The following is a 14,137-nucleotide window of genomic DNA, read 5'->3' as shown; positions in this document are numbered from 1 at the left end:
CATGAGAAAAATATTACTTGTTTTTGCCGTTTGTGTATGCAGTGCGGTTTTTGCGGAAAACATCGTTTTAGATTTGTCGAATCCGGGAGACTTCCCTATCGAGTATGATGAGACTGGGTTGTGGGCAGATGTTTTTAATAATGATGCGATTGTTTATTCACAAGAATTTATGTTTTCGCACGCTTCTCCTTATTCCAATTATTCAAATGGATTCTTTGCCAGCAAGGTAACTGCCATATCGGCATCGGCAGGTACCGATGATCAATGGGGCTGTATGGCTAAGGGAGGCTTTGCCGGTGAGGGAACTCCCTATTTAGGGGCATATTGGGATGCCTATACCGAATCGACCTCCGATGCGAAGACTTGCGAGGTATACACTTCCGCTCCATATTATGCCGTAGGGTGTTATGTATGCAACAACCCTTATGTCTATTATGCTATTGAGAAGGGGAATCCATATTCGACTAAATTCGAGCAGGGAGATTGGTTTAAATTAGTTGCTCACGGTATCGATGAGCAAGGCACAGAGACAGGAACCGTGGAATATTATTTGGCCGATTTCCGTTCTGAGAATGCCGACGACTGGAAATTGAACGATACTTGGGAATGGGTCGATTTGAGTGAATTGGGACAGATTGCTTCAATTTACTTTACGATGGAGTCGAGCGATGTGGGTGATTATGGCATCAATACACCGACGTATTTTTGTCTCGATAAACTTACCGTTTCGACCGAGCCTTCGTCGGTTGAAGAAAGTGTGGTTGCTCAGGTGAAAGTTTATTACGACCGTTCTAACGGGACTGTTCGTGTAGAGTCGGCTCAGCTGGTCGAAGCTGCTGTTTATAACATGAGCGGTACTCTCGTGATGAAACAACTCGTAGAAGGATCGGGTGCTATTGACATGTCTGCTTATCCCGCTGGCGTTTATGTAGTGCGTTGCGGCGGATATAGTATTAAGATTGTTAAATGAACTCTGAGAAGAAGTATATGATAAATTATTAGTTAAGTCCCTACTGCCATAGGGTATTACGCCTCCGGCGAAGTGATTCGACGGGGGCGTGTTTTTATAGAAATAAGAGCCCGGTTATATAAAAAAATATTAAAATTAGATTTGTTCTAATTTTATATTATATTTTTGTAAAACAATAAATAAAAACAATAGAATTATGCTTAGCAAGAAAATGGAAGAGGCTCTTAATGCCCAAGTGAATGCCGAGTTTTGGTCGGCTTATTTATATCTTTCGATGTCCAACCATTTTGCAGCGGCTGGGAATCAGGGTTTTGCTAATTGGTTTTCTATACAGTTCCAAGAGGAACAAGCTCATGCTACTATATTTATGAAATATGTGCTCTCGTGTGGTGGTAAAGTAACGTTGGCTCCTATTGCCGGTGTGAAGACCGAATGGAAATCGCCTCTCGAAGCTTTTGAAGATACGTTGGCTCATGAGAGAAAAGTAACCGCCCTGATTCATGACCTTTGTGTACTTGCCGATGAGGAAAAAGATTTCGGTACTGCCAATATGCTGAAATGGTTTGTCGACGAGCAAATTGAAGAAGAGGCTAATGCTCAGGAATTAATTGATAGCCTGAAAATGATTAAAGATAACGGTTTCGGGTTGTATATGCTCGACAAAGAGTTGAAAGCTCGTGTTTATACGACTCCTGCCCCGTTGGCTACATCGGCCGAATAGCTTGGTTTTGTATTATACGAAAGAAGGGACGCCACAATGCGCCCCTTCTTTTTTTATGTACAAAGAGGGTGCATCATTCATTATGACACCCCCTTTCGTTTTGTCTTTTACGGTTTCAAAAGATAGGTGATTTGCGAGATAATGTGTTGTTTCCATTCTTGTAGAAAGGCATTGAATGTATCTTTGTCTTCATTGAAAAAGAGTTTCATGGTAAGGTTCTTACTGAGGAAAGGGAAAGCCAGTTGGCTGTAAAGTGTCATGAATATAAAGGGGAGGGGTACTTTCTTAAAGTTTCCGCTTTCCATTTCTTTTTCAAGAAATTCTCCGATGTGTTTCAAATATTGATCGAGGTTTAAACTATAAAAAGTTTCTATTAAATGGTTGGCGTCGCGTTGAATTTCGCCTATGATGAATTTGGGGAGCAAAGGATTTGTCGAGAAAATGGATACATAGACGTCGATAACATCTTCTAATTTTTCAGAGAACGATTGCTGAGTCGAAAAAATAGTATCGATATGAGGTAAAAATTTTGCAACGATCGAGGCGAAAACTGCTTGAAACATTTTATCTTTTGTCCTGAAATAATAATGTAGGGTGGGACGGTTGATCCCTACGACCGCTGCAATATCGCTCATCGATGTTTGCTCGAATCCTTTTTTTATAAATTCTTGCTTTGCCGCCTCGATAATACGCGATTCTATATTTTCGGTTTGCTCTGTCTTCTGGTGAGCGATGGTTGAAGTTGAATTCATAGTCGTTTGTTTTTAGGCACTTAAATTGTGTGTGAAAAGTAATAATCGGTTCGTTACGTTTACGCTGCTCACCCCACTGTCAAAATCCAAAGATAATAAATTTAATTCAGGATACAGCATACGCAGCTTCTTTTCTATCCCTTTCGATACGATGTGGTTGGCGATGCAGCCGAACGGTTGTAACGATATGACGTTGTTTATACCCTGTTTGGTGAACGCTATGATTTCGGCCGGTAGTAGCCAGCCTTCGCCGAATTGAGCTGCACCCGAGACAATATTTTTCGTCTCTTCCGCTTCTTCATAGATGTCGGTAAAGGGGGTGAAATACCGGAATGTGGATGCCGTTCTGTTAAACAGGGCTATCCGTTTGTCGATGTATCGGTAGAATAAGTCGGATAGGAAATGAGGTATACGTTTCTTTTCTAAGAGTAGTTTTTCCTTGTTCTCGCGGTTCACGAATCCTTGCATAAAGAACGGCAATAAAATGGGAGGGGCCACCTCTATACCTTGTTCGCACAAGAAGCGTACGACGTGTTGATGAGCATAGGAATTGAATTTTAGGAATATTTCTCCCACTACACCGATTTTGGGACAGGTTTTGTCCATACAGATATCGTTGAATTCTCGGGCTGCAAGGTGGATATATTCCACTAACTTGTGAGGCTCGTTTTCGAGAATGGGACGCTCGGCGAGGTTTAAATATTTGTCTCTCAATCGGGCCGCGGCTCCCCGTTCTTTTTCCCGGACTACCGAGGCATGATAAAATTTAGAAAGCGTATCGGTGTAGAGCAGGGCATTGAGTGCGACGGGCAATATCTTTTGCCATTTCAGTTCGAAGCCTTCTTGTTCGTTGGAAACTTTTCGCCCTAATCCCAACGTGACTACGGGAACATTTCCGAATCCGGCATCGAGCATGGCTCGTTTAATAAGAGCCAAGTAATTGGTCGCACGGCATTGTCCTCCGGTTTGAGTAATGGCTACGGCCGTGTTGTCGAGATCGTATTTCCCCGATTCCAAAGCGTTGATAATATCGCCCACAATGAGTGTGGCCGGATAGCAAACCTCGTTGTTGGCGTACTTCAAACCGGTTTCGGCCGAGGAGGCATCGCTCGGTGGCAATACCTCTATGTCGTACCCCGACAATTTGAAAATCGGCTTTAACAGAGGTGTGATGTATTCCGACATAAAAGGGGCTATGATTTTTCGGTTTCGATCTTTTTTGCGAAAGACTTCTGTTGTACGGAATTTCTCTGTCGTTCCGCGTAGCGGCGTTTGTTTCAGGCTTTCGACCAAAGAACGCACTCTTAGTTTCAGAGAACCTATGTTATTTACATCGTCTATTTTTAGAAGCGTGAAGGGTTTCCCGTTACGATGTAGAATATCTCTTACTTCGTCGAGAAGAAAGGCGTCGGGTCCGCAGCCGAAAGAGGTCATTTGTACGAATTGAATATCGTTCCCTTGCCGGGCTGTCCATTCTGCGGCTTTCAGGATTCGGTTCATATAGGCCCATTGTTTGATGAGATAAATGTCTTGGGTCTCTATCTCGGAGTTGTCTCTAACTATGTCGTCCGAGATGACGTTTACTCCCAGATTGGCTATCATTTCGGAAAGTTTATGCTGTATGAGCGGGTCGGTGTGATAAGGGCGTCCGGCAAGCAAGATAACCGGTTCTTCTTTTCTGCGGCTTTCCCTGACAATGTTTTCGGCTTTTTGGCGTATGTCTGACGAATATTGTTTTTGGGCGTTCAACGCATATTTCACAGCCTGCTCGGCATCTCTTTTCGATATGCCCCAAGAACTTAGGTAATTCGTGCATTGTTTGGTGAGTAAGCCGGTGTCGGCAAAAGTGATGGCCGGAGAGTCTACCGGAATGTCCGGCGACATGGAACTGCGTATGACATCGGAGTACCCGGTGACGATGGGGCAGTTGTAGCTGTTGTTCATTTTCTTGTCGCTTTCGTGCTCGTAGACAACGTATGGCAGGAAGATGCGTTCCACCTTCTTGTGAATCAGGTTTTGAATGTGGCTGTGCACTAATTTGGCCGGGAAACAGATGTTGTCCGACATGACCGAGTTGAGAGCTTTCTCATAACTGACGAAAGTTGAAATATCGGACAGTACGACCCGAATACCGCAGCGAGTAAAGAGAGCATGCCAAAAGGGATAGTTCTCGTACATGTTAAGGACACGGGGTATACCTATGGTTCTGTTGCCTGTTTCCGAAGTTTCCCGGTCGAACAACAAAGCATATTTGTCGGTATATATGTTCTGTCCGGGTTTTTCGCTTTCCCCCCGATTGGTGAAAATTCGTTCGCATTTGTTTCCCGAGAAGAACGTATTACCGTTGGGGAAGGTATAGCGGCATACGAAACATTTGTTTTCACAGCCGTTGCATTGAATTTGTCGGCTGGTATATCCGGTAGTTTCGAGCTGTTGGTTTATCGTGCGCGAATTCGATTTTTGAGAAGCGGCCAGTAGAGCGCAACCGTATGCTCCCATCAATTCGGGTAAATTACTTCGTACGACTTTTTTACCGGTTTCCAATTCGAATGCACGGACGATCGCATCGTTATGCATCGTTCCTCCTTGAACGACAATCGTTCCTCCTAACTCTTTGCCGTCCTTTAACTTCAAGACTTTGTACAAACAGTTTTTTACGACCGAATAGGACAACCCTGCGGCTATATCTGCTACTGTCGCTCCTTCCCGCAAAACCTGTTTAATTTTTGAATTCATAAAGACGGTGCAGCGTGTGCCCAAGTCGCAAGGGTGCAAAGCCATACAGGCGGAACGGGCAAAATCGGACACGTTGTATTTCAATGTGCGGGCGAAGGTTTCGATGAATGAACCGCATCCCGACGAGCAGGCTTCGTTCAGTTCCATGCGAGTGATAGCTCCTTGTTTGACGAAAATAGCCTTCATGTCTTGTCCGCCGATGTCGAGAATGAAAGAGACATCGGGAGCCATTTGTCGGGCGGCCCGGTAATGGGCCATAGTTTCTATCATGCTTCCGTCGAGGCCGAAAGCCGCTTTTATCAATTCTTCTCCATATCCGGTCGAACAGGAGCCTGTTATGTTTAATACCGTCCCGTTTTTATCGCATTGCGTTTTTAATTCGGTCAATCCTTTTCGAACGGCTTCTATCGGATTCCCCAAATTGGGGGCGTAGTGCGAGAAAAGGATAGCGCCGTCGGGGGTTGTCACGACTATTTTTGTGGTAGTCGATCCTGAGTCGATTCCCAGTACGGCTTCTTGTATCCCTTGAACAAGAGGGGCAGAGGGCCAGTTATAATGTGCTTTTTCTTTCTTCCAGTTGTCATAATCCGTTTCGGAATCGAATAGCGGAGGTAGGCTGTTTTTTGTTGTGATATTGGTGCTTCGGGATATGAGATTTTCCAATGTCGATAAAGAAACTGCTTTTTCTTCCGTGGCACATAGGGCACAGCCTAATGCGGGAAGAAGGTTCCCGCTGGCAGGAAGAATAAAGTCGCTCTCTTGCAAATGCAGATAATCGGCGAATGCTTTTCGTAAGGCCGGAATGAAGGTCAAGGGACCACCGCATAACAGAATAGGCGGGTGGAATGTCCAGCCTCGCGATAATGTTACGATGGTTTGTACTGCAACGGCATGGAAAATGGAGGCGGCGATGTCGCCCAACGGGACGTTCCTGCTGACTAGATTTTGAATGTCGGTTTTGGAGAAGACTCCGCAGCGGGCAGCTATCGGGTGTATATGCTCTGCTTGCAAAGCCAATCGGCTCAGTTCTTCGATGTCTACTCCCAACAGTACGGCCATTTGGTCGATAAACGCACCTGTACCACCGGCACAATTCCCGTTCATGCGAAGGTCGATATGGTTCCCTTGAAAGAGAACGACTTTGGCATCTTCTCCGCCGATGTCGATCAAAGCCGAAGCAGATGGATATAGTTGCTGGGCGTACCGGGTGGCGGCTACGACCTCTTGTATAAATTCGGTTCGTAGCTGTTCTGCTGTTCCCATGCCTACCGAGCCGGTAACTGCGATAGAGGTTTCGATGTTGCCCAGTTCTTGACGGGCTTCCCGAAAATAGGCGGAAAGAAGATCGTTCACTTGGGCGTTATGTCTTTCATAACGAGAGAAAACGGTTTGCCCGGATTCATCGATAATGACTATTTTGGCTGTTGTAGAGCCTACATCGAGTCCTGTTTTGTACTGTTTTTCCCCTTGCATGTGAATGATAAATTAAGTTTAACTATATAGTTTGTCTTATATGTCTGACTGTATTGTCAGACGCAAATGTATAAATAAATTTTGAAAGAGATAATTTATTAAACTTTTTTATGTTTTCCGGATTCGAGTCTTTTCTTTATCTCGGAGTTTTTGTTCTGATATTCCTTGTTTAACACTCTTTTGTTATAATAACTTTTGCATTAACACATCTATTCCCTTATTTCCTATATATTTGCGCAATCTGTGAATTTGATATTAAAAAAAGAAGATTATGGTTTACGTATTATTTATAGTCATTGCATTAGTTAGCTTTGCGGTACAACGTACATTGCAAAGTAAATTCGAACGTTATTCTAAAATTCCCATTCCTTATGGCCTTACAGGACGGGATATTGCCATGCGTATGTTGCAGGAGAATGGAATAAACGATGTTTCTGTAACGCAGGTCGATGGGCATTTGACCGATCATTATAATCCGGCCACACATACGGTAAACCTCAGCCGTGATGTTTACTACGGCAACAGTGTCGCAGCGGCTGCCGTGGCTGCGCATGAATGTGGACATGCTGTACAACATGCCCGTTCTTATTCTTTCCTGAATTTGCGCTCGGCTCTTGTGCCGTTCGTGAGCTTCGCTTCAAATTGGGTACAATGGATTTTATTGATAGGGATTCTCACGATACAGGCTTATCCGGCTATTATGCTATTGGGTATAATTTTATTTGCTGCGACGACTTTGTTTAGTTTTATTACTCTGCCGGTGGAAATTAATGCCAGTCAAAGGGCGTTGGCTTGGTTGAACGGAGCCGGGGTGACCGATGCGAGTACTCACGACAAGGCCAAAGACGCATTGAAATGGGCTGCATATACTTATGTAGTGGCAGCGTTGGGGTCGTTAGCGACATTGGTGTACTACATTATTATTTTTGCAGGAGGGCGACGGGACAGTTAAGAGAGTATTGTTTCTATAATATTAAAAAATAAAGGCTGTTATTCATGTGAATAATAGCCTTTTTTCATATAAATGAGGGATAAAAATATAAGCTTATTTTGCATATATGAATGAATTATATATTTTTGTTCCGTTTTTTGAGAGTTATTTAATACTTGGGTAAGAAACGGTTTTAAAACTTCGAGTGAAGCTTTTTGAAAAGGGGGATCGGCTTCCGGTTAGTTAATAAGTATGAAAAAGGTTTTTAATAAATGCTTTATTATTTTGGGAGTGATCCTGAATATTCAAATGGTCAATGCACAACGTGTCGCTCTTAAAAGTAATCTCATCGATTGGGCTACATTATCGCCTAATTTGGCGGTAGAAATGAGGTTGAATCAAAGATTGACTCTCGATATAAGTGCTGCGGCTAATCCGTTTTCGTTTACGATTGCCGATATGAAAGCCACGCATTTCCGTTTTCAGCCGGAGTTGCGGTATTGGTTTAATAGGCCTATGGCTCGGCATTTCATGGGAATAAGTTTGTTGGGTGGACTTTATAATGTGAAATTTAAAGAACATCTTTATGAGGGCGATATTTGGGCCGCCGGTCTTACTTATGGCTACGCTTTTGTCCTTAGTCGTCATTGGAATATGGAAGCTACGTTGGGTATCGGTATGGCGAAGTTACGGGCTTTCGATTATCGGGAAGGAGAGGAAAAACCGGCAACACCCAATCTTTCCAAATGGTCGCCTGTCCCTATTCGGCTGGGACTATCTTTCTCTTATATATTTAAGTGATTTTAATTGATAGATTGTTATGTTGAATCTCAATAAATTTTGTTCCTTGTTCATAGGGCTTATTTTGAGTGTCGTTTGCGCTTTGCCTTTGTCTGCGCGTGATATAAATGTACGGGGAACGGTGACCAATATCGAGGGGGAACCGCTATTTCGGGTGAGTATCTATAATGCCGGAACCAATAAACTTATCGGCTCGACGAATGAAGATGGAAAATATTTGGTGAAAATCGATTCGGAAGGAGAGTTATTGTTTACATCGTTGGGATATGAAGAATGTAAAGCTGCCGTCCGTGGGGAATTGACGGTCGATGTCGTGCTTCGTCATTCGGCAGTGGCTCTCGAAGAAGTAGTTGTTTCTGCCAAGAGAATTACCGACAATGTGGTTCCCGAACCCACCGATATTGAAGTGAAAGGAAATTATTTTCATATCCGCACTCGTGTGAAAATTCCCAAAGAGCTTTTTTCTACGAATGCCCGTATGATTATACAACCGGGTGTTTACAATGTCACTCGGGAACAGATGATTTTTCTCGAACCTTTGGTTTTCGATGGGAAAGAGTATGCCATTACTCAGGAACGTATGTACGATTATGATTCGGGTCAAGACCCTTTGTCGCGATATGTTCAAGTGAAAAGTTCTTCTTCCCGCAAGGACGATTTGGTCGGGTATAGTGACTCGACCTATGTAGAAAATGTAAATGACGATTTCCGTTGCGATATGATGGTCTCGATGGAAAATTACAATCGGGTGCTCTATCGCGATACGTTTGTTATTGCCCGGGGTGTTGTGAACCCGTTGCGTTTCCTCGAATACGAGATTCCCGGTAGTGCGGTAAAGAACGAAAATTTTTTCCCGCAGCCAGAGATGCAACTGCGGGATACGAAGGGCGATGTGAATCTTACATTCAGAGTGAACAAGAGCGATTTGAATCTCACCGATGGGGATAACCGAGAGGAATTGAATCGGCTTATTTCCCGATTGCATCAGGTAGAGAACGATCCGAATGCTCGGTTAAAAAGTTTTTCTATTGCAGGAACGGCATCGCCGGAGGGGAACTATGAGAGAAACAAACAGTTGGCGCAGAAACGTATGGCATCGGCAATGTCGCTCATCGTTAAAGAGTTGAACGAGTCTACCCGGAGGCAAATAGATATGCATACGACAGCATCGGTCGAGACTTGGGACCGGGTGGTCGATTTGCTTCGGGCGGATAACAAAATCCGAGAGGCCGATGCTATACAGGAAATAATCGATAAATATCCCGATAATCCGAACCGGCAGTCGAGAAATGTCGTATCGTTGCCTTTTTATCGCCCTTTGATAACTTCCCGGTATTTGCCTCGGTTGCGTCGAGTAAGTTATGAGCTGTTATTTTCGCAATACCGTTATCTCACAGACGAAGAAATCGAAGCGCTCTATCGTAGCGATAGTGCATCTTTGTCTCGTAATGAATTTTGGCGGCTGTACAATCTCGCCGATTCGATTGCCGAGCGTGAGGCGATATGCCGCCGGGCATTGGAGGTCTATCCCAAATTTTTGGTTGCGGCTACCGATTTGGCAGCTATTCTTATTGATAAGGGAGTGCCGGATTCAGAGCTGCTTTTACCTTATCTCGAAATGCCGGAATTGCCCGATGAAACAAGATTGAACCAAGTGGTCGCTTGGTTGTCTGCCGGGCGTTATGCCCAAGCCGACTCTTTGGCATTCGATTTACCGGATACAGGTATTTATCATAAAGCGAAAGTCTATGCCGCCGCGCTGAATGGCCGTTACAACGAGGTGATGCAGGAAATATCGGCGGAATCGCCTTTTAACGAAGTGCTTATGCTTTTGGCTATCAAGTCGAACGAACAAGCATGGGAAAAAGCGAAGCTGCTCGGAAATTCGGCCAAAGAGGAGTATATCAAGGCCGTGGCGGCTAATCGTGTCGACGAGGTGGTTCTCGCTTTGTCCTATTTGGAGAGTGCGTTCAAGAAGGATCCGTCGTTACGAGATGTCGCCAGTGTCGATGGCGATGTATTGGATTTGTTACAACAGGAAGATTAAAGTATGAAAATGAGATATATTATGCGCGGTTTTACTTCGGTGGTTCGACTGCCGCTATTTTTAATCGTCGTTTTTACGATTAGTGCGGCTGCGCAGGAACAACCGGAGAATAATCAGTTTAATGGGTTGGATTATACCTTGCAAAAGCCCGCCAAAAATGAAAGGTATGCTAAAAAGAAATTTGGCGACCATCTTTTTATTTCAGGGGAGGCAGGCCTGATTCTCGATCGTTCGGCCGGTTCTTTGTTCGCTACTCCCGGTTTGGGGCTTCGTGCAGGATTGACGGTAGGCGATTGGTTTTCTCCGGTGCACGGTATGCGTGTGGGGTTAAATGCGGGGTTACATAACGGGCTCGCAGGGGTGAATCCCTATTTTGTCGGTTTGTCTGCCGATTATTTGATGAATATTACTTCTTTGCTGCATAAAGATAATCCCGTTCGAATGTTCGAGTTAATCGGTGTCGCCGGTGGTGAATATCAGTTACTATATCGTACCGGCAATTGGTCGCATGCCGGCGGATTTCGATTGGGTATGCAGACAAGGTTTAATTTTTCTCCGTTGACCTTTTTCTATCTTGAACCCCGTATTGGAATTTATTCCGACGGAATAGACGGGATAAAGACTTGGATGCGTTACGACTGGGAGGCTTCGTTGATGGCCGGCTTAGGTTATCGTTTACTATCGGATCCGGTGCGTCGTAAAGCTCCTTTTTTCGGAGCCGATCAAGGTTTTTTCGTTTCTGCGGGAGGCGGTATGGCGACTACATTGACGAGTGGTTCTGGGCTCCTTCTTGATCCCGGGGCTACGGCTATGCTGTCGATTGGAAATCAATTTACTTCTGTTTCTTCTTTGAGATTATCTGGATTGATGCGTTATTTGAAGACCGACGAATTGTATAATAAGTCTTCTTTCGGCTTGCAACTCGATTATCTGTTTAATCTCCATGCTTTGTTCGGTGGATATGATCCGAGCCGGTTGTTCGAGATGTCGGGGGTATTGGGTGCGGGTTTTCATTCGGTAGCCGTAGACGATAAATTGCATACTCGGTGGAGCGCGGGGACAGGTTTGCACGGAGAGTTTCGCCTATCGGATCATTGGGCTGTATTTGTGGAACCTCGTGTCGATGTGTTTTCGAACGAATCTTGGAAAGACGGGTTGAGTGCTGTCGATCCGCTACCGGCTGTTTTGGCCGGATTTACATATCGTCCTGTATCGCCGTCGTTCAATCGGTCGGCGAGGGAAGAGGATGCTTTTGATTTTCCTCGTCGTATAGGAGATCTTTATTTAACGATGGGAGCCGGATTTGCAGGGGCGATGAAATTTTCGCTTTCCAATCCTTTGCCCAATAAGGGTTTCCGTATTTTCGGCGGTATAGGTACGTGGTGGAATCCTGTTTCGGGAGCTCGCTTATTGTTAAATTATTCGTCTCTCGATACCGAGTTCTCTCCATACAGGACATTGGCTGTCGGTGGCCAACTCGATTACTTGTTGAATTTTTCCACGCTTTTTTATGGGTATGATAGCAATCGGTTTTTTAATTTGAATGGGGTTGCCGGGTTTAATTACGACTATGTCTCTTCCGAGGGTTATTTCCAACATGGATTCGGAGCGGGTATAGGCTTGCAGGGGACATTCCGTCTCAACGATATGTTCGATTTATTTGTCGAGCCTCGATTGAATGTGAGTCAAAATAACCGTTGGGAACGAAACTTGTTCTCTTCGGTCGATGTCGTGCCGACTGTTACGGCGGGGCTTTCCTACAATCTTTATGCTTACGGAATGAAACACGGATCATTTGAGAAAACCGTAGAATTTCGTAACGAGAATTTTGTCGACCACATGTTTTACGGTTTAAATATAGGAGCAGCAGGTATTCTGCATAAGGGGTTGCGCACTAATCCTTTGGATCGAATCGGGCCGATGGCTTCTCTTTATTTGGGCAAATGGTTTACGGCCGCGTCGGGCGTGCGTTTGACGGCAGGCGGAGGCGCGTATGGCGATTCCCAACCCGGTTATCGCAAGTTCGGTCTTGTACAACTCGATTATTTGTGGAATATCAATTCGACGTTGTATGGGTATAATCCTTCTCGGATATTCCATGCGACATTGGGTGTTGGAGCCGTACTATCCTATGCGACCAGCTATAATTCGGGATTTTATCCCGGTATGGGTTTGAGTTTGCAAGGATTGTGGAATGTAGGTTCGGGTATCGGATTGTTTGTCGAACCCCAAGTGAGGGCTTTCGGGAAAAAATATTCTCGTGAGAGCTTCGCCGGTTTGCCTGTCGACATGTTGACTTCTCTAAATGTCGGTCTGCAATATCAGCTCGATCGATATGACTATAAGGCCAATCATGCCGCTTATGACTTGTCCGATAAATATTTCTTGTCATTGGCCTATACGGGACGGGTATTGAGACGGTCTGGCGATGATTTTGCGGGAGGTCATGGATTGGCTGTTTCTGTCGGCAAGTGGTACACTCCTTTGTCGGCTTGGCGGTTGGGCTTGGATTATGGATATTACGGTGCGGCGCCACGTTATATGTCGCTGGCTTTGTCGGCCGACTATATGTTTAATCTGTCGGCTTTTACGGTCGGATATAATTCCGACAGGTTGTTTGACCTCATTGCGTTAGGCGGAGTGTATGCCGGAGTCGGAAATAGCCAAAAGAAAAATGAATTTGTTTATGGCGTCAGAGCAGGAGTACAAGGACGGTTCAATGTATCTTCGGGCATCGATTTGTTTATCGAGCCTCAGCTTCTTGCATCTCGTGTTTCTCGTAATGACAATGGCTTGGGCTTCGACCCGGAGGCTCGTTTGATGGTTGGCCTCAATTATAAATTGGGCGGGAATACAGTTGCGGGAGGAAAACGAACTTTCGATAAGAGAAATTATTTTTCCGTTTCGGTAGGTCCGTCGTTGTTCAGTGAAACGATTTTGGTGGACCGTTATCGGAAAGTTTCGGTAGGGGCAGACCTTTCTTTCGGTAGATGGTTTACATCGGCATCGGGTATGGAAATAGGCTTGGGATATGATTTTATTGCACCCCATACGTCGAAAACTCTTTGCTTGGGGACGGCTCATGTCGATTATCTGTTGAATCTTACATCGCTTCTTGAACCCGATCCCGATCGTCGTTTCCATCTGATAGCCTCGTTGGGAACCGGTATAGGGTGGAGTAATTATAACAGTGATGGAGGTATCGGTTGGGTGGTCGAGGGAGGTTTGCAATTCCGGTGGAATGTTTCCCGTTCGTTCGATCTTTTTGCGGAACCCTCGATGACGTTGTGGGACGATAAGTTATATGACTACATACCCAATACACATCATTTCATCGGAGTCGGCCGCATTTCATTAGGAACAGCTTATCGTTTTTAGTCATCGACTTGAAAAGTTGAAAATATTTTCTTAATATTAAGAAGCTGTTTTAAATTTATTCCGAGACAGATTGAGGCCTATGTTGAAGCAGATTGGAGTCCGAGATATGCAGTCAATAGCGGGCTATTGACAAAAATCAAGGGATTCAAGATGCGAAACTGGGGCTCAATATGGCCGGAACATACCTGCTTGCAATGATAATATTATTTCTCAATAAATTTAAAACAGCTTCTAAGAATTTAGAACTGAAAATGTGGTGAAAAGAAAAATGTTATACCTTTGCATGAAAAGCGAAGATAGGCTGTATTTCGGGAGAATCCGATAAATT

8 protein-coding genes are annotated in these 14,137 nt (G+C 44.6%); 6 read left to right on the top strand and 2 right to left on the bottom strand.

Annotated elements, in window-relative coordinates; genetic code table 11:
- Position 1: 1 nt before the first annotated feature.
- Together HMPREF9448_RS14120 and HMPREF9448_RS04385 are read left to right on the top strand one after the other, a co-directional pair.
- The gene (locus HMPREF9448_RS14120; RefSeq protein WP_008861389.1) at positions 2–970 is read left to right on the top strand and encodes a DUF4465 domain-containing protein; all 969 of its coding nucleotides are present in this window, start codon (positions 2–4) and stop codon (positions 968–970) included.
- A 196-nt stretch (positions 971–1,166) separates the two neighbouring features.
- Positions 1,167–1,691, top strand: coding sequence for a ferritin (locus tag HMPREF9448_RS04385; protein WP_008861388.1), 525 nt, complete (start codon positions 1,167–1,169; stop codon positions 1,689–1,691).
- 107 nt (positions 1,692–1,798) lie between these two features.
- Here HMPREF9448_RS04385 and HMPREF9448_RS04380 read toward each other — a convergent pair whose 3' ends face one another.
- Both HMPREF9448_RS04380 and HMPREF9448_RS04375 read right to left on the bottom strand, forming a co-directional pair.
- A complete protein-coding gene (locus HMPREF9448_RS04380) occupies positions 1,799–2,443 on the bottom strand; it encodes a TetR/AcrR family transcriptional regulator (protein ID WP_008861387.1) in 645 nt (214 codons plus the stop codon).
- A 12-nt stretch (positions 2,444–2,455) separates the two neighbouring features.
- On the bottom strand, positions 2,456–6,652 hold the full coding sequence (locus HMPREF9448_RS04375; RefSeq protein ID WP_008861386.1) for an acyl-CoA dehydratase activase-related protein: 4,197 nt from the start codon (positions 6,650–6,652) through the stop codon (positions 2,456–2,458).
- 271 nt (positions 6,653–6,923) lie between these two features.
- Between HMPREF9448_RS04375 and HMPREF9448_RS04370 the strand changes: the two genes are divergently transcribed.
- From HMPREF9448_RS04370 to HMPREF9448_RS04355, 4 genes are all read left to right on the top strand, one after another.
- Positions 6,924–7,604, top strand: coding sequence for a zinc metallopeptidase (locus HMPREF9448_RS04370; protein WP_008861385.1), 681 nt, complete (start codon positions 6,924–6,926; stop codon positions 7,602–7,604).
- Between the two features lie 231 nt (positions 7,605–7,835).
- On the top strand, positions 7,836–8,384 hold the full coding sequence (locus HMPREF9448_RS04365) for a DUF3575 domain-containing protein (protein ID WP_008861384.1): 549 nt from the start codon (positions 7,836–7,838) through the stop codon (positions 8,382–8,384).
- 19 nt (positions 8,385–8,403) lie between these two features.
- Positions 8,404–10,431: a carboxypeptidase-like regulatory domain-containing protein gene (locus HMPREF9448_RS04360; RefSeq protein ID WP_008861383.1), complete on the top strand. Its 2,028-nt coding sequence runs from the start codon at positions 8,404–8,406 to the stop codon at positions 10,429–10,431.
- A 3-nt stretch (positions 10,432–10,434) separates the two neighbouring features.
- A complete protein-coding gene (locus HMPREF9448_RS04355) occupies positions 10,435–13,809 on the top strand; it encodes a hypothetical protein (RefSeq protein ID WP_040295877.1) in 3,375 nt (1,124 codons plus the stop codon).
- The last annotated feature ends 328 nt before the right edge of the window (positions 13,810–14,137 follow it).

The organism is Barnesiella intestinihominis YIT 11860 (genome assembly GCF_000296465.1).
In the GTDB taxonomy this organism is placed as follows: domain Bacteria; phylum Bacteroidota; class Bacteroidia; order Bacteroidales; family Barnesiellaceae; genus Barnesiella; species Barnesiella intestinihominis.
This window is presented reverse-complemented; position numbering and strand designations above follow the sequence as displayed.